Below are 17,081 nucleotides of genomic sequence, written 5' to 3' on the forward strand. Positions count from 1 at the left end.
AATAAAAGGGAAGGGCAGCGAGAGGCTGTCCCAGAGAATAACGGACGAACCAGGATCCGTCCTCACCGATTTGGAGAAAACCCCGCTCCATGAGCGCAGGGAGATGCGGGGAGGGCATCGGCCGAACGGCAGGGTGGCCATGCTCCGCCAGGGCAACCGTCTCCCAGTAAACCATCTCCCCATCGATGGTGCCTGGGAGGGTGCCCGGGGTAAGCGCGAGGAAGAGCGCCGTCAGGAGAAGGGCCATCGCATGGGGAGGCGGCGCGCAGACGAGGTTCCTCCATGTCGATCGGTTCCGGCGATCAGGAGAAAGGGCGCGCATGGCGGGAGGACTGGGGGGAGGATTCCAGGGATCGGGCGGCCTCCAGCGCGGCCAGGGCCACCTCCAGCATGGAGTCATCCGGCTCGCGGGTGGTCAGCCGCTGCAGCCAGAGGTTCGGGGCTGAAAGCGCCGCCACCAGCCCCACGTGCTGATATCGCGCGCTGAGCCACAGCGCCTCATAGGAGAGGGCGGCCAGGACCGGAAGCAGGGCCAGCCGGAGGGCCAGGCGCTCGATCAGCGTAGAGGCCGGCAGGAAGGCGAAGAGGATCGCCGCGACCAGGATCACGGTGAGCAGGAAGGCCGTCCCGCAGCGGGGATGGGCGGTCGGGAAGGGGCGCGCCCCCTCGATCGTCAAGGGGACCCCTGCTTCCAGCGCATGCACCGCCTTGTGCTCCGCCCCGTGATAGGCAAACACCCGTCGGATCTCCGGATGACGCCCCACCGCAACCAGGTAGCCGAGAACCAGCCCCAGACGGAAGAGCCCCTCCAGCCCGGTCCGGATCCACGCGGAGAGCCTGAGCATCCGCTCGATCCCTTCCGCGAGAAGCGCGGGCAGCAACAGGAAGATCCCCAGCGCCAGGGCGAGGGAAGCGGCGATCGTGAGCATGGCGACGGGGCTTTCGCGGACTTCCCGGGCCTCGTTCTCCCCCGCCACGACGGTGGCGGAGAACCAGAGGGCCTCCATGCCCCAGCGCAGGGTCTCCCACAGGATGAACATCCCCCGGATGAAGGGCCAGCGCTGCCATTTCCGCCGGGGCGGAAGGGACATGGAGCGGAGAACGATCCGTCCATCGGGAGCCCGCACCGCGACCGCTATGCCAGCCGGCCCGCGGATCATCACCCCTTCCAGAACCGCCTGCCCACCGTATCGGAGGGCCGCATGAGAGATCGGCTCGCGGTTTCCCATAGCGTTTGCGATCCTCACATCACCACCCGGAGCTGGGATCCGTTTGTGGTTTTACGAACCTCGATCCGAACCGGGAAGGCGTCCTGGAACTCCTCCAGATGGGAGATGACCAGAACCGTGGAGAATTCATCCTTCACCGCGTTCAGCGCCTCGATCAGCCGTTCCCGGCCGGCCTGATCCTGGGAGCCGAATCCTTCATCCACCACCAGCAGCCGCAGCGGGGTCCCGGAGCGCCGGGCGAGCACCCGGGAGAGGGCCAGGCGGATGGCGAAATCGACGCGGAACTTCTCCCCGCCGGAGAAATTCTCATAGGGGCGCTCCTCCCCCTCATCCGAGATCAGGATGTCCAGGGTCTCCTGGACCGCGCCGCTCTTCGTTTCCCGCTGGGAACGGAATCGAACGGTGAGCCGCCCATCCGTTAACCGCTGGAGGATCCGGTTGGCCTCCTCCTCGATCTCCGGGAGGATGGTTTCGATGATCATCGCCGGGATCCCGTTCCGGCCGAAGGCAACCTGCAGATCCCGGTAAAGACCTTTCTCTTCCTCCAGCTGGACTTTTTCTTTCCGCAGCTGAACCAGCTCCTCCTCCAGGCGCTCACAGTTCTCCAGCCGCTGCTTCGCCGCGATCACCCGATCCCGGGCTTCGCGCTCGGCCCGGCGCGCCGCCTCCACCCGCCGCTGCGCCTCCGGCATGATCTTCAACCGCTCCTCCAGGGACTTCCGTTCCTCCTCCAGGCGCCCCCACTCTTCGTGCAGGCGATCCTGGCGCTCGAGCTCCACCCGGTAGATCTCCTCCAGGCGATGGAGAGCCTCTTCTTCCTGAGGGATCCGCTGCTCCGCTTCCTGAAGGCGAGGCCACTCCTGCCCGGCTTCCTCCAGCTCACGGACCCGACGACGAAGCGCATCATGGGTCTCGATGTCGTAGCCCAGGGCAGCCAGGGCGGCCTCGATTTCATGGAGGGCCGCCTGCTCCTCCGGAGCCACCCGGTCCTCCTGGAGCCGCTGCTCGATCTCCCGGAGGGCCTGTCGCTTTTCCTCCAGGCGCTCCAGCTCTCCCCGGATCTCCTGGAGCTCCGCTTCGATCTGCTCCATGCGGAGCTCCAGCCCGGAGAGCTCCTTTAGGACGCGCTCGCGCTCCTTGAGCCGGGCCTCCAGCTGGCCCTGCTCCTGATCGATCGCCTGAAGGCGCGCCTGGTTCTCCCGATAGCGATCGCCCCGACGACGGCCCTCCTGCTCCCATTCCTGCTGAAGGCGCCTTCGCTCCTCTTCCGGAAGCGGACGCCGACAGGTGGGGCATTCGGCGCCGATCTGCGCGATCGCCTGGATCCGGGCCTCGAGATCTTTCATTTCCTGATAGAGCCGTCGGTTTTCGTTCTGACGCTCCCCCCGCTCGGTCTGCAAGGCCTGCTGCTGTTCTTTCAGGGCGCGGATCTCCTCCTCCAGCGCGGGCCGCTCCTCGAGCCGCCTTCGGATGTTCGCGGCTTCTGCCTCCAGCTCCGATCGGCGCGCGGCCCGGGCGGCGATGGCCTCGATCTCCGCCTGCAGCTGCCGTCGCTCTCCCTCCAGCCGCTCCCGGGCCACCGCGATCCGTTTCTCCAGCTCCATGCGGCGTTCCCGGAGCGCATGGGCCTCCCGGGAGGCCTCCTCCATGCGCGCGAGGGCCTCCCGCGCGCGCTGCAGCTCCTCCCACGCAGCGCTGATCGCCTCCCGGCGGCTGGTCAGCTCCCGCCATCGGCCCAGGGATTCCTGAAGCCGAGCAATCTGCTCCTTCAGGCGGGCCAGATGGCCCTCGATTTCCCCCCGCTGCCCCTCCAGCTCCCGGAGCCGCTCTCGTATAGCCCGCGCCCGCTCCTCATCCCGTCGCAACGCCTCCCATTCCCGCTCCGCAGCCTCCCGCTCCTCCTGCCGGGCCAGATGCTCCGTTACGGCCTGCTGGAGGGCCGCTTCATACTCCGGTCGTCGCTGAAGCTCCTGTTCATGTTCCTCGATGCGCCATTTCAGGCCTTCCAGCTGGAGATCGATCTGACGGATCTTCTCCTTCGCCTTCTCCTCCAGCTCTGCCCATTGATCCAGCCGCAGGATCTCGGCCAGGACCTCCTTGCGCTCCGCCGGCGTCTTGGTGGTGAACTCGTCGGCGCGTCCCTGGCGGATGAAAGCCGAGTTGACAAACGTATCGAAATCGATCTGCAGGACCCGGTTGATCTCCTCCTGGGTTTCACGGACCCCGGCGCCGGAGAGGACGCGATGACGAGGCGCCAGCATCTGGAAGTCCAGCACGATGTTCCCCTTCCCCCGTCGTCGGACCCGGGTGACCCGATAGACGGCCTCCCCCAGCCGGAACGTCAGGCTCACCCGGGCCTCCTTCTCCCCCCGGTGGACCAGGTGATCCTGATCCCGATCCAGGCGGGATGTTCTGCCCCACAGCGCCCAGGTGATGGCGTCCAGCAGGCTGCTCTTGCCCGCGCCGTTCGGCCCCACCAGGGCCGCCATATGCAGGCCGGTGAAATCCAGTTCCCCCTCGCGGTAGCTCAGGAAATTCTTCAGCTCCAGCCGCACCAGCTCCATGACGCCCTCCCATACGGATCCAGGAACGGGATCCCCATCGCCCCAGATCACGCCTCGGTTTCTCTTTTCATCAGCTGTTCCGCTGCGCGGAGCAAGCGAGCGCGCCGCTCCGGATCCGGCGGCGGATCCCGGGACTCCAGGTAGCGCTCCAGCAGCTCCAGCGGGGTGAGCCGCTCGACCTCGCCCAGAGCGATACGAGTGCGGCGGGATTCCTCCCTTTCCATCTGGATGGCGGAGACGTAGAACGCGCCCGCCTTCTCCAGCTCCTCCCGCAACCTGATCTCCCGCAGTCTTTCCACCTGCTCCGGGCGGATGTGCAGGCGCACCCGCACCACAGCCTCCCGAAGGGAGGGAGCGTCACGACGGATCTGGGCGATGGCCGCCATCTCGGGATCGGAGGCGCTCCGGAGATCGATCGACAGCGTGATGAACCGACGGGCTGGGAGCTCCACGAAACGCCATTGCGTCTCCCCTCGCCGCACCTCGACCCAGCAGAACCCTTTCGGCTCCCCCTCCTCCGTGAAATCCACCCGCTCCACGCTCCCGCTATATACGATGGGAGGGGAACCGCTGCCCACCGCCTGGTGCTTATGGATGTGGCCCAGGGCCACGTAGTCGATGGCCGGGTGCTGAAACATCGATGGGGGCAAGACCACATCGTGGCCGATCATCACCTGGCGTTCGGATCCATAGACAGCCCCTTCGACGGAGAAATGTCCCGCCACCATCGTCGGCAAAGCGGGATCGATCTCGGTCTCCAGCATGCGTTGCAGGAGAAGGTGGAGGGCTTCGCGGAGTTTGTAATCCAGTTCCTCCGCGGGAAGGTTCCGCCACGCCTCATCCTTCAGGAGCCGCGCCCGCACCGGGAACGGCATGGCGATCAGCTGGAGGAGGCCCCGACGGGTCCGGATCCGATGCACCGCCTCCCGGCGCCCGACCATCAGGCGCTCCCCTTCCCGCAACAGGGGCCGGAACTCCCCGAAGATGTCCAGAGGGGTGGCCCGCTTCTCCATCCCCGGCAGGTCATGGTTGCCCACCAGCAGAAACACCGGGATCCCGGCCTCCAGCAGGCGGCGGAGGCGGGCCGCGAACTCTCTCAAATAGGTCGGGGAGGGATCCCGGTTTTTGAAGGCATCGCCGCAGAAGAGCACCAGGTCAGCCTCCCCCTCGATCGCATGCTCCACCACGCGATCGAAGGCCTGCAGGAAATCGACCACCCGCCGGTTCAGGCCGGTCTGAGGATCGATCTGACCATAGGCCTCCATGCCGATGTGCAGATCCGCGAAGTGAAGCACCCGGATCGGTTCTCCGGCCATAACGGGCTACCTCTGACGGAGCGAATACAGGGCGTGTTCCGCTTTGAAGACCACGCGAGGAATGATGCGGTTGGGCTCAAGCTGGAAAGATGGGACGCCCCCTCCCGCCTTCTTCATGAAAGGGAACACCCGGCGGTGCGGTGTGGAGTGCGGTGCCTAGGCACCGCATTCCAGAAGGCCACTTTCAGATCCGTCCTCCTCGATGACGCCACCGACGCCAGCTCCAACGGAGGACCAGGAGGCTTCCCCAGATCCCAAACAGAATAAACGTCCATCGGACTCCCGCCAGGAAGGATCCCAGGATCGCCTCGAAACCGAGGCGGTTCCTCGTAGGGGCCGATCCAGTCCCCGGAACGGGCGTAGGGGTTGGGCCCGGGGTCGCCGTGGGAGGAAGCTCAACCCGAATCGTCGGGGTCAGAACCAGCGTGCCGGTCGGTTCCGGTTCAATGGTTGGAGCGATGGCAGCGGTCGGAGTCGGAGTGGGCTGGGCGTTCGCGACCCGATATCCCGGGAAGAGGAAATCCCGATGGCCCCCTCCTTGATCCCATACGCGAATCAGGATTACATACTCCCCATCCGGGAAAAGCCGGGTATCCCACGTGGCCAGCACCGTGGGCGCATCCGCGCGGACCGGGCGACCCTGCACCAGCCAGCGCCACTCTTTGGTGAAGTCATGGGCGTCCAGGATGGCCACATCGTATTTGGCGAAACTCGGATGGGTCGCGATCCCCACGATATCCACGGTGCCCCAGAGAGGCTGATTGCGCGGGGGCGAAATCACCTGGGCCTGGAAATCACCCTGGGCCCGGGCCCGATCGAGCCCCCACAACCCCAGGAGGCCGATGAGCATCAGCCCGATCCCCCATCGTGCCGCCTTCTGGAGTGCGGTGCCTAGACACCGCATTCCAGCGCTCTTCCTGCTCCGGATCGCGATCGGATCGGGCTTCTCTGACATCGGGTCCTTCCCCTTTATCCGTGGAGCCCGCAGGTGGCACAGTGATGCGAGGAACAGGCCGCGCACCCGGTGGAGCCGACCACCATCTTCCCATCGCTGATGGCCGCGAAAAGAGAAATCAGACGGCCCGTCCGGGGGCTGCCACACTCCGTGCAGGGGGCCGGATCATCCGCCTGGGCGATCCCGCGCAGGAGCTCAAACTTCGCGCCGCAATCCCGACAGAGATATTCATAAATCGGCATGCCGAACGCCTCCCGAATCCGTTTGTCCGATTCCACTTGGAACCCGGCCACCATTTTAACCCGAACCTGGAACGAAACTGCCCGTCCTTCCCCCCACACCCCTGATCGGTTCAGCGCTCAGGCGCGCGGGGATGGGGCGGGCTCTTCCACGTGAGCCGTCGAGGGGTTGATGAGCCCCAGCGCCCGGCCGACCCGCTCAAAGATCTCCAGGCCGCGCTCCAGCTGCTCATCGGTGTGGGTGGCCATATAGGAGGTGCGCAGGAGCTGTTTCCCGGGGGGGACCGCAGGCCCCACCACGCAGTTCACGTAGACGCCCTCCTCGAATAGGGCCTTCCAGGCCAGGGCGGTCCGGATATCATCGCCGATGATGATCGGGACGATGGGGGTCTGACTGGGCCCGATATCGAAGCCCAGGCGCCGGAGCTCATAGCGCATTTTGGCGCCGATCTCGTTCACCCGCCGGATCCGCTCCGGCTCCTCCAGCATGATCTCAAGTGCCGCCAGCACGGCGGCCACATTGGGGGCAGGCAGGCTGGCACTGAAAATCAGGGAGCGGGCGTGATGCTGGATGTAATGGATCACTGGCTCATCCCCGGCGATGAAGCCGCCGATGGAGGCGAAGGATTTGCTGAAAGTGCCCATAATGAGATCCACCTGCTCCGTGAGCCCGAAATGGGCCGCTGTCCCCCGCCCGTTGGGGCCAAGCACTCCCAGGGAATGGGCATCGTCGACCATCAGCCGCGCCCCATGCTTGCGGCAGACCTCCACCAGCTGCGGCAGGGGGGCAATATCGCCGCCCATCGAATAGACGCCATCCACCACCACCAGTTTGCCAGCCTCCGGGGGCAGGGCGGCCAGCTGTCGCTCCAGGGCGGCGATGTCATTGTGGGAGAACCGTTTGGTGATCCCCATGGACATCCGGGCGCCGTCCACAATGCTGGCGTGATCCTCCTTGTCCAGGATCACGTAATCCCCCCGCCCGACTAACGCGGAGATCGTCCCCAGGTTGGTCTGGTAGCCGGTGGAGAACACCAGCGCCGCCTCCTTTCCGACGAAGGCCGCCAGGCGCTCCTCGAGCTCCCGATGCAGACGCAGCGTTCCGTTCAGGAAGCGAGAGCCAGTGCATGAGGTTCCATACCGCCTCAACGCGTCGATGGCCGCCTCTTTGACCTTCGGGTGGGTGGTCAATCCGAGGTAGTTGTTGGATCCGAACATCAGGATGCGGCGCCCCTGGTAGATCACCTCGGTCCCCTCGGTGTCATCCAGGGGGATAAAATATGGGTAGAAGCCGGCCGCCATCGCCTCTTTGGCCGTGGTGAACCTATAGCACTTCCCAAAGATATCCATCGCTCCCTCCATCCGGGTTCTCCGGTTCATGGCGCCCACCATCGGGATGAACGTTGATCGGGCATTCGGAAGAGGCAGGATACGCTTTCCCCACTCCCCGCGGCTCACAGGGAACCCGGGGCATATCCATGTAGGGCGGGTCTCCCATCCCGCGCGGGTTTTACACCCTTTCATTGTAGGGAGAGCGCTCTTGAAGTCAATCCCCGCGGCCTGTTTCGGAACGCGTCCTCATCCGGTTCACCGCCGGGGAGGGACGCAAGAGCCCGTCGCCCGATTGGAGCCGCTCACCGGGGCCGCTTCAGCGGCGAAAAAAGCCTGGCTTACGCACTTCACGAGGGATGATGCCGTTTTTGGCGTAGCGCAGGCGGTTCGCCGGCATTGTGCAGGCCCCCTCGCGGGGGCTCGGCGCGGCGTGGGGCAACTGCGAGCAGTTGCCCCGCGATATCCGTTGCGGGTCGCAGGCCAGGATTTGCCTCCCTCTCCGCCTCTCGGTTAGGATGATGAGGTAAACGATGGGGAGCACGCGCGGAGGAAAGACGCCGCAGCGTTGCGCCCGGATGGCTGCTCCCCGGACTTCCGGTTGGGGATGAGGCCGGATGCGCGGATTGCTGGATCTATCCCTGGAGGAGCTCACGGAGCTCGTAACGAGCTGGGGGGAGCCCCCTTACCGGGCCCGCCAGATCTGGGGCTGGGTCTACCGGCGTGGCGCCGCCACCTTTGAGGCGATGACCGACCTGCCCAAAGCCCTGCGCGCCCGGCTCACGGAGACCTTCACGCTCCAGACCCTGCGCCCGCTGGCCGAACGGGTCTCCCAAGATGGGTGGACCCGGAAGTGGCTCTTCGCGCTGCCGGATGGAACCGAGGTGGAGGCGGTCCTGATGGAATACACGGACCGGCGCACCGCCTGTGTCTCGACCCAGGCCGGTTGCGCGATGGGTTGCCCCTTCTGCGCCACCGGGCAGATGGGCCTGTTGCGCAACCTCACCCCCGGCGAGATCGTGGAGCAGGTCCTCTGGATCGCCCGCTGGCTGGCCGCTCACGGCGAGCGATTGACCCATGTCGTGTTCATGGGGATGGGCGAGCCTTTCGCCAACTACGCCAGCACTGCGAAAGCGCTGCGCCTGCTGATCCATCCGGACGGCCTTCATCTAGGCCAGCGCCGGATCACCGTTTCCACAGTGGGGATCGTCCCGGGCATCCGGCGGTTTGCGCGGGAAGGATGGCAGATCAACCTGGCCATCTCCCTGCACGCCGCCACCGATGAGCTGCGCAATCGACTGGTTCCCATCAACCGTGTTTATCCCCTTCGCGCATTGATGGAGGCGGTCCGCGATTACATCGAGCGAACCCGCCGACGGGTCACGTTCGAGTGGGTGATGATCCGCGGGGTCAACGACACGCCGGAACAGGCTGAGGCGCTGGTGGAATGGATCCGGGGGATGCTGGCGCATGTGAACCTGATCCCTCTGAATCCCACCCCGGGGTTCCCGGGGGAAGCCTCCCCGCCGGAGCGCGTGGAGGCTTTCCGACGCGTCCTGGAAAAGGCGGGGATCCCCTGCACCGTCCGCGTGCGACGGGGAATCGATGTGGCGGCGGGCTGCGGCCAGCTGCGGGCGGAGATCCGCGGGCGCCGTCCGCAGATCGCTGGCCCCCTTCTCCGGGAGGTGCCCGCATGAAGGAGGTCCGGATCGCGCCTTCGATCCTCTCGGCCGATTTGGCCTGCCTGGCCCGGGCGGTGGCGGAAGTGGTCGAGGCGGGGGCAGACTGGATCCACGTGGACGTGATGGACGGTCACTTCGTCCCGAACCTGACGTTCGGGATGCCGATCGTCGCGGCGCTGCGCCGCGTCACCCGGCTTCCCCTGGATGTGCATTTGATGATCGAAGCGCCGGAGCGTTACCTCGAGGCGTTCGCCCGCGCAGGGGCCGATCGCCTGATTGTGCACGTCGAGGCCTGCCCTCACCTGCACCGGGTGATCCAGGGGATTCGAGGGCTGGGCCTGCGGGCCGGCGTGGCGCTGAACCCGGCCACGCCCCTGAGCGCGCTCGAGGAGATCCTGCCCGATGTTGACCAGGTGCTGATCATGACCGTCAACCCCGGATTTGGCGGTCAGGCTTTCATCGAGCGCATGCTGGAAAAGGTGCGCCGGGCCCGGAGGATGATCGACGCCCTCGGCCGACCCATCGAACTGGAGGTGGACGGCGGGGTGGGGCCGGAGAACGCCCCGGCCCTGGTGGAAGCAGGCGCCACGGTGCTGGTCGCCGGGGCCTCGATCTTCGACGCTCCGGAAGGGCCCGCGGAAGCCCTCCGGCGCCTTCGAGAAGCGACCCAGCGCGTCCACGCTGGATGACCCGGTTCCGGGCGGAAGGCCTCTCTCCAGAACCCGGATCCCCTCGGCCGGGAGAGGACCATGGGGCTTTATGGCGCGATCGAAGCGGGCGGCACGAAATTCCTCTGCGCTGTCGGAACGGGGCCGGAGGATCTGCGAGCGGTGACCCGCATCCCGACCACGACGCCGGAAGAGACGATGGGGCGCGTGGTGGCCTTCTTCCAGGCTTTCGGGCATGAGCTTCGGGCGATCGGGGTTGGCGCTTTCGGCCCCCTCGATCTGAACCCCCGTTCCCCCACCTTCGGCACCATCCCCGCCACCCCCAAGCCGGGATGGTCCGGGGTGAATCTCTTAAAGCCCCTTCAGGAAGCCCTGCGTGTCCCCGTCTACCTGGAAACGGATGTGAACGCCGCCGCTGTCGGAGAAGGGCGATGGGGCGCGGCCCGGGGCCTGAAAACCTTCGTGTATCTGACCGTGGGGACGGGCATCGGAGGCGGCGCAGTGGTCGAGGGGCAGCTGCTGCATGGCGCGCTCCACCCGGAAATGGGGCATATCCGCATCCCGCACGACTGGGGGCGGGATCCCTTCCCCGGGGTCTGTCCGTTCCATGGGGATTGTCTGGAGGGGCTGGCCTCCGGGCCGGCGCTGGAGGCCCGATGGGGGCGACCTCCGGAATCCCTGCCCTGGGATGATCCCGCGTGGGATCTGGAGGCGGAGTATCTGGCCCTGGGCCTGCACAACATCCTCTGCGTCCTGGCCCCGGAGCGGATCATCCTGGGGGGTGGCGTGATGGAGAACCGGAGCCTGTTCCCCCGGATCCGGCAACGGGTCAGGGAGCTGTTAAATCGCTATCTCCCGATCCCGGCGTTGCAGGGAGACCTCGGGGATTACATCGTGCCTCCGGCGCTGGGCGAGCGCGCGGGGTTGCTCGGAGCGCTCGCCCTCGCCATGAGCGAGGGGGAGCCCTGATTTCTCCCCTCGGTGACGCTTTCACGAGGCCATGGCCCTCCCCCCAGCCAGGCTCCGGTCCTTACAATCCCTCGGGCCCTGTCAGCCGGCAACCCCAGATCGAGATCTCCTGGCCAGTGGGGCGAAAGCCGAAGCGCCGATAGAGGGCCTGGGAGATCCGATTCTCGATCTGGGTGTTCAGCGTGATCGGATACGCCCCCAGATCGATCAGATAGCGCAGGCTCTCGGCCAGCAACCGCGCCCCGATGGCCCGCCCCTGGTGCGCCGGGTGAACCGCCAGACGAACGATGTGCCCATGCATGCCATAGAGATCCGTGAACGCATACCCGATGATCTCGCCCTCTTCCTCCGCCACGATGAAATGGGGCACCTGACGCCACGCCCGGGTCAGGATCGTCGGACCATACCACCACATCGGCTCGAAGGCCCGCCGGTCCACTTCCGCAATCCGCGGGATGTCCGTCAGAGCCGCCCGCCGGATGTGAGCTGGGATCGCCGGGATCTCCGGGATCCGCCAGTCATCCTTCCGAAGGGTGATCACCACCGTCCGACGGGCAAAGCCCACCGCCTGATAGACAGACTCCAGCCATTCCCCGTAGGCCATCCCGACCACCTGTTCGGCACCCTGACGGGCCAGCGCGCGCGCGAAATGTGGCCAGAGCTGCCGGAACAGCGCCACGGGGTCCTCCCCATCGGCCACCGCAACGCCTCGCAGCCACGCCACGGGGCTATCGACCTGAACCCCCAGCCAGAAGGCGACGATCTGCCCCATCCGCTCCACCACCCACGCGGTGGGCGCCTCCAGCCACTCTTCCAGGGACCACCAATCCAGGGCCAGCTGCGTCCGTCGATGTCCTCGAATGAGCTGGAGGATGGCGGTTCGATCCGCCCGGGTGGCCGGGCGAGCCAGCGCCCGCAAGGATCACCTCCACGCTTGTGCGAGACCCAGTTCCTGTGGATCCGACCGCTCGCCAAAGGCGCCCTCTCCATGCCCGGGCGGATCGTTCTCCACCCGGAGGCCTGAGGGCCGGGCGTAGCGCTCCCGGCGCTCTGCTTCGATTGCTCGATCTCGGCCACGAATTCGCAGGTCGAGCCCTCCATCGCCGAACAGATCCGTTCGCGAACCCGCACCGGGCGCTGAAAAGCGACCTCCAGGAATCCCGCGACGTGGCCAGCGAGGGGGTGGCAGATCGGCTTCTTTTGCGGCCTCAGGCCCTCCGCAAGGACCGATCCCTCCACCTCGATCACAAGGGCGGGCGCTTCCCGCCGCCATCGGGCCCGCCCCCGGTTCGCGGCTTCGAAGGCGATCCGGGCGGCCTCCAGCAGATCCTCCCCTTGAAGCCCTGAGCGCTGAAGGAGCCGAGCGCCCCGGAGCCCGGCCTGTCGTCCGGCCTGATACAGAACTCCTCCGACGCCCAGCCCGGCCCGATCGATCCGCACGGATTCCCGCCGGATGGTCTCAACCTCCCGGCCGCCCACGAGGATACCGGATGCGCCACCTCCTCCTCCCGCTCCCTGGTATACTTAGGTTACCGGAGTCATGCAACCGGTGGTTGCTTGGCGTCCGGTGGAGCCTTTGCGGGGCCAGGGCGGCTTCAAAAGCCTTCCCCGGGAGGCCAGCGGCGTAGAGGAGGATGTTCCCCGCTGGTTCTGGGGGAAGGACCCCCGGCCTTCCCAAACGGAGCCGGACCGTGCATGCCCTGTTCCCAATCATCAAAAACGGTGTTTTTATGGATGAGCGCTCGACGTTCTCCGGCAGGATCCCTGGAAGACGAGCGAAGGCTGGTGGAGCGGGCCCGGCGGGATCCCGAGGCCTTCGGAGAGCTGTATCTTCGCTACGTCCGCTCGATTTACAACTACATCTTTTATCGGACCGGCGATCCCGAGGAAGCGGAGGATCTGACCAGCCGGGTCTTCCTGCAGGCGCTGCAGCATCTGCCCCGGTTCCGGGAAAGAGGCCTCCCCTTCGCGGCATGGTTGTTTCGCATCGCCCATAACCTGGTGGCCAACTGGCATCGGGATCGCCAGCGCCATCCCGTTTTCCCCCTCTCGGAGAACGGACACGAGCGGAGCGCCGAACGGGTGGAAGCCGCCCTGGAACGCCAGGAGGAACGGGAACAGCTGCTGAAGGCCATCCGACGCCTGCCGCCGGACCGGCAGCAGTTGCTGATCCTGAAGTTCGTGGAGGGGCTTTCCAACGCGGAAATCGCCCGGATCATGGGGCGAACCGAAGGGGCGATCCGGGTGCTGTATCATCGCACGCTGGAAGCGCTCCGAAAGGAGCTGACCCGGGAACGTTAGGCCATCGCAAGATCACGCCTTTCGATCGCGCTGGCCGGGTCGCTTTTCAGACACCCTCTTCCCAATGGACCGGTCATCCCCATAGAACTCTACCGGAGGATCCCATGCCGGATCTGGCCTGCTGGCTGGAGCTTCACGCCGCGCGGTTGCGGCAGGGATTTCGAGGAGAAGCGGCTTACCCGCTGCCTCCCCTGGCGTTTTCCCCTCCGGAGCGGGAGCTGTTCCAGCTCGCCGAGCGGCTGGCGGAAGCCCTGCGCCCGGTGGAGCCCCGACCGGTCTGGGTGGCCTCTCTCTATGAGCGCCTGATGGGAGAGGCCGATCGGCGGCACCGGATTCCGGACCCATCTCCATTGCGCTCCAGGTGGTGGCTGGGGGTGATGGTGGGCACCGCAGCCCTGGGCGTATGGGCCTATCGCCGGCTTCACGCCGCGCGGCCCTGACGGGATCTTCTCCCTTCATCCCCGTGGCCCGATGGACTACGGCGATCCCTTTTTCTCGCCCTCTCCCCATCAAGAGGGGTGGGGAGCGGAAACCCCGGACAGGAGGACGGAAATGTATAGCCGGATCGCGGGGTGGGGAATGGCGGTTCCCCAGCGGGTGTTAACCAGCCGGGAGCTGGCTCAGCAGTTGCACACCACCGAGGAATGGATCCTCACGCGAACAGGGATCCGGGAGCGGCGGGTGGCGGGGCCGGGCGAGACCATGTCGGACCTCTCGGTGGCCGCGGCCCGGGAGGCGATGGCCCGCGCGGGCATCCTTCCTCAGGATCTCGATCTGATCATTGTGGCGACCTCCACTCCAGATTATGTGATCCCTCCGGTCTCATCCATCATTCAGCATAAACTGAACGCCCGCTGTGGGGCCTTCACCCTGGGCGCCGGGTGCACCGGCTTCATGTATGGCCTGGCGGTGGCCCACGCCTTCATCGCCGCCGGGCTGATGCGCAACATCCTGGTCATCGGCGCGGAGATCATCAGCCGCAACATCGACTGGTCCGATCGGAACACCGCGGTGCTGTTCGGAGATGGGGCCGGGGCGATGGTCCTGCAGGCCAGTGAACTGCCCACCGGGGTGCTCTCCTTCGTTCTCGGATCCGATGGCTCGGGGGCGGAGCACCTGATCGTGCCCGGCATCTCCACCAACCACGTCATCACCGAGGAGACCATCCGGCGGAAGGGCCATCTGCTGCGCATGAACGGGCGGGAGGTGTTCAAATTCGCCACCCGGGTGCTGGGCAGGGTCGCCATCGAGGCCATCGCCCGCAGCGGTCTGGCCCCTGATGAGATCGACCTGATGATCCCCCACCAGGCCAACGAGCGCATCATCGAAGCGGCCTGCCGCGAGCTGGGGTTCCCGATGGAGAAAGTCTTCCTCAACCTGGATCGCTACGGGAACACCTCGGCGGCTTCGATCCCGATCGCCTTCGCGGAAGCCATGGCCCAGGGCCGCATCCGGGAGGGAGACAACCTCCTCCTCATCGGCTTCGGGGCCGGCCTGACATGGGCGGGGGCGGTGGTCCGTTATGGCGTGCGGCCGGAGGACCGACCGATCGCGGTGGAGAACTGGCCGGTGCGGCTGCCGGTCTCGCTCCCCGACCTCAACCGGCTGGAGCCGGTGCGCCAGGCCAAGGTGATGGCCCTGCGGGCCCGCCGCCAGATCCTGCAGACGGCGATGAGCCTCCTGTTGCCGTTCTATGCCCGAGCGCGGCGGCGACGGTGAACGCTGGCAAACAGCCAGTGCTGATCTCCTCACACGAACACCGGGGGCAGGCGCTGAATACCTGCCCCCGGTTTTTTAGAGAGTGTCTGAAAATTTAGCCTGGTGAACTATGCGCATGAAGGCGAGCCAAGCGTCTGACCATCAGGTGTATCCTGGCCGCATAAATCATCGCCTCACTGGTTTCGGGTAGGAACTCATAATCCTTGCTTAATCGACGATACTTACCCAACCAAGCAAAGGTGCGTTCAACCATCCAACGATGAGGGAGCCCATGGAACCCCTTGCTCTTCCCCGGACGGCGCACAATTTCAATCGAACAGCCACCATGTCGCTGGGCCCATTCCACCAGCGAGACGGTGTAGCCTCCATCGGCCCATATCCGGCGCAGCCGGGGCAACACCCCCCGGGCCTTCTCCAGAACCCGCCGGGCGCCCTCCCGATCCGGGATATCGGAGTGCGGTGCCTAGGCACCGCACTCCAACCACCACAACCAGGACCAGGCCCAGCGTGTCAACCAGCAAATGCCGCTTCCGTCCTTTCACCTTCTTGCCGGCGTCATAGCCTCGAGGCCCCCTTTTTCCGTCGTCTTGACCGATGGGCGATCCAGAATGGCGGCTTCCGGCTCTTACTGGCGACCTGATGCCACCCGGACTTAACGACGCAGGGCGTCATGAATCCGTTGTTAGATGCCATCCCGCCGCCATTGTGCGGTGCCTAGGCACCGCACTCCAACCGTTTGCCAAGGTGGGAAGCCGTGGGGGAGCATCCGCCACGCGCCGCCGGTGCGCAGGACGTATCAGAATCTCGCGATAGGAATGCACCCGAGGCCTTCCCCGCGGGTGGAGGGCTGAGGCAGGAGCGGCTCAATGATCCGCCACGCCGCATCCGAGAGATCCGTGGGATAGGGTTTGCGTGCCCTTTGGGCCATCATAACTGGAAGTTTATTGGATGCCTTCGCTTCAGTTAAATATTCAGACACCCTCTTAGGAGTTACGCAGTTGAGGCGAAATCCAACCCCTGTAATGGACATATATGGAGGTGATGATGAATTACCCGCCATATATTGGGGGACACACCTGCCAACTGCGTAAGTCCTAACCCTATGCTTCAGCAACACTCAAGAGGGAGACGACCGCGGCTTCTGCACCTCGCCCTCACAAAGATGGAGGAGTCCATCAACGATTGCTCCTTAATGGTAATCTGATATAAACCTGCGTTCCCCATAGCAATATGATCAAAATGGTTGTCACCACTCTGTCTATCCAGATGCGGTGATAATCAGAAGGCAGATTGCTCACCACGTGGATTAGAGACAAAGCCACAAACAGGAAGCCGAAATTTGTAACCATGAAAGCGATCGGCAGATTTTCTCGGGTGTCTCGTTCTCGTAACAATCGGAGGGAGAAGATCCCCATGCTGATTCCCGTCAGCCAAGCACCAGCCAAGTAGGCGTGGGTAGGGTTTTTGAAGAAATCATTGAGATACCGTTCCCATGTTCCAGGCGGAGGGGCAACCTGTTCCCATTGATCCCAGGGGGCGAGCACGCGCATCACCGTTAGGACGAAATACCAGAAGAGGAAGTACCAACTGATACCAGCTGACAGCAACCATAAGGGGGTCCATCGTGTTTTCCATGCCCAGTTCTTGTGATAAACGATCGCCCCTGCAATTACGATCCCTACCACTAACAGTAATATTGTTAGCAGTTGATAAGATTGCTGGACGATCATGTCTCCTTTTCCCTTCTTAAGGATAGCCTACTCGATTTTGGGCAGTGTGCATCGGGCAGCAGTAGAGCAGCTACCCGATGCACACTATTTTTCATCGAAGCTAATGATTAGGGGATAGAAACGTGGTCTGCTTTACATAATCAGGCCCTCCTGCAACATCTACAGCAGTAGTCCCCAAACATAACCTGGCTTCCTGCCAGCTATACGCGTAGCCATTTAAATTACCACCGTATGCGGCCATGAAAGTCAAGTAGACCCGCGCTGAGGTTGTAGTCCAGCGCAGTCCATCCGGATTGCGGGAATACCATTCGTACGATTGCCAGAACCAGAAGACCCAATCTGGGTCGCTGGGATCATTGTCACAAAGTGGGCTATTCCAA

Annotated in this window: 14 protein-coding genes and 3 pseudogenes; 6 read left to right on the forward strand and 11 right to left on the reverse strand. The window is 64.9% G+C overall.

Annotated features, from left to right (window positions below; translation table 11 throughout):
* The 7 genes and pseudogenes from VAE54_RS06255 to VAE54_RS06285 form a co-directional block, all read right to left on the reverse strand.
* Positions 1 to 247, reverse strand: a pseudogene (locus VAE54_RS06255) (hypothetical protein); the annotation flags it as partial.
* 55 nt (positions 248 to 302) lie between these two features.
* Positions 303 to 1,229, reverse strand: a complete 927-nt coding sequence (locus tag VAE54_RS06260) for a DUF1385 domain-containing protein (RefSeq protein ID WP_322801088.1) — start codon at positions 1,227 to 1,229, stop codon at positions 303 to 305.
* Between the two features lie 14 nt (positions 1,230 to 1,243).
* Entirely contained in the window at positions 1,244 to 3,793 is a 2,550-nt protein-coding gene (locus VAE54_RS06265; RefSeq protein WP_322801089.1) for an SMC family ATPase, read from the reverse strand.
* Positions 3,794 to 3,840: 47 nt separating this feature from the next.
* Positions 3,841 to 5,109 carry an exonuclease SbcCD subunit D gene (locus VAE54_RS06270; protein WP_322801090.1) on the reverse strand — a complete coding sequence of 423 codons (1,269 nt, stop codon included), beginning with the start codon at positions 5,107 to 5,109 and terminating at the stop codon, positions 3,841 to 3,843.
* A 184-nt stretch (positions 5,110 to 5,293) separates the two neighbouring features.
* Complete coding sequence (locus tag VAE54_RS06275) at positions 5,294 to 6,013, reverse strand: hypothetical protein (protein WP_322801091.1); 720 nt, start codon at positions 6,011 to 6,013, stop codon at positions 5,294 to 5,296.
* 65 nt (positions 6,014 to 6,078) lie between these two features.
* The gene (locus tag VAE54_RS06280) at positions 6,079 to 6,306 is read right to left on the reverse strand and encodes a zinc ribbon domain-containing protein (RefSeq protein WP_322801092.1); all 228 of its coding nucleotides are present in this window, start codon (positions 6,304 to 6,306) and stop codon (positions 6,079 to 6,081) included.
* Between the two features lie 117 nt (positions 6,307 to 6,423).
* Complete coding sequence (locus tag VAE54_RS06285; protein ID WP_322801093.1) at positions 6,424 to 7,653, reverse strand: pyridoxal phosphate-dependent aminotransferase family protein; 1,230 nt, start codon at positions 7,651 to 7,653, stop codon at positions 6,424 to 6,426.
* Between the two features lie 596 nt (positions 7,654 to 8,249).
* Here VAE54_RS06285 and rlmN point away from each other — a divergent pair.
* Genes rlmN through VAE54_RS06300 form a run of 3 tightly spaced genes read left to right on the forward strand, consistent with a single transcriptional unit; the run spans position 8,250 to position 10,951 of the window.
* Entirely contained in the window at positions 8,250 to 9,329 is a 1,080-nt protein-coding gene (gene rlmN, locus VAE54_RS06290) for a 23S rRNA (adenine(2503)-C(2))-methyltransferase RlmN (RefSeq protein ID WP_322801094.1), read from the forward strand.
* Positions 9,326 to 10,003, forward strand: a complete 678-nt coding sequence (gene rpe, locus VAE54_RS06295; protein ID WP_322801095.1) for a ribulose-phosphate 3-epimerase — start codon at positions 9,326 to 9,328, stop codon at positions 10,001 to 10,003. Before rlmN ends, rpe begins: the two co-directional genes overlap by 4 nt.
* Before the next feature lie 60 nt (positions 10,004 to 10,063).
* Positions 10,064 to 10,951 (forward strand): ROK family protein, encoded by an 888-nt coding sequence (locus VAE54_RS06300; RefSeq protein WP_322801096.1) that lies wholly within the window; start codon positions 10,064 to 10,066, stop codon positions 10,949 to 10,951.
* Between the two features lie 61 nt (positions 10,952 to 11,012).
* Here the strand turns inward: VAE54_RS06300 and VAE54_RS06305 are convergent, their stop codons facing one another.
* Both VAE54_RS06305 and VAE54_RS14580 read right to left on the reverse strand, forming a co-directional pair.
* Positions 11,013 to 11,870, reverse strand: coding sequence for a GNAT family N-acetyltransferase (locus VAE54_RS06305; protein ID WP_322801097.1), 858 nt, complete (start codon positions 11,868 to 11,870; stop codon positions 11,013 to 11,015).
* Positions 11,871 to 12,031: 161 nt separating this feature from the next.
* Positions 12,032 to 12,430 (reverse strand): annotated as a pseudogene (locus VAE54_RS14580) (V4R domain-containing protein); the annotation flags it as partial.
* A gap of 255 nt (positions 12,431 to 12,685) precedes the next feature.
* On the opposite strand from VAE54_RS14580, the gene VAE54_RS06310 reads away from it, so the two are divergent.
* The 3 genes from VAE54_RS06310 (at position 12,686) to VAE54_RS06320 (ending at position 14,971) form a co-directional block, all read left to right on the forward strand.
* A complete protein-coding gene (locus tag VAE54_RS06310; RefSeq protein ID WP_322801098.1) occupies positions 12,686 to 13,252 on the forward strand; it encodes a sigma-70 family RNA polymerase sigma factor in 567 nt (188 codons plus the stop codon).
* Positions 13,253 to 13,356: 104 nt separating this feature from the next.
* On the forward strand, positions 13,357 to 13,692 hold the full coding sequence (locus tag VAE54_RS06315; RefSeq protein WP_322801099.1) for a hypothetical protein: 336 nt from the start codon (positions 13,357 to 13,359) through the stop codon (positions 13,690 to 13,692).
* A 112-nt stretch (positions 13,693 to 13,804) separates the two neighbouring features.
* Positions 13,805 to 14,971: a beta-ketoacyl-ACP synthase III gene (locus VAE54_RS06320; protein ID WP_322801100.1), complete on the forward strand. Its 1,167-nt coding sequence runs from the start codon at positions 13,805 to 13,807 to the stop codon at positions 14,969 to 14,971.
* Positions 14,972 to 15,065: 94 nt separating this feature from the next.
* Here the strand turns inward: VAE54_RS06320 and VAE54_RS06325 are convergent.
* Positions 15,066 to 15,902: pseudogene (locus VAE54_RS06325) on the reverse strand (IS5 family transposase).
* Between the two features lie 244 nt (positions 15,903 to 16,146).
* Positions 16,147 to 16,701 (reverse strand): hypothetical protein, encoded by a 555-nt coding sequence (locus VAE54_RS06330; RefSeq protein ID WP_322801101.1) that lies wholly within the window; start codon positions 16,699 to 16,701, stop codon positions 16,147 to 16,149.
* Positions 16,702 to 17,081 lie beyond the last annotated feature (380 nt).

This window comes from Thermoflexus sp. (assembly GCF_034432235.1).
In the GTDB taxonomy this organism is placed as follows: Bacteria; Chloroflexota; Anaerolineae; order Thermoflexales; family Thermoflexaceae; genus Thermoflexus.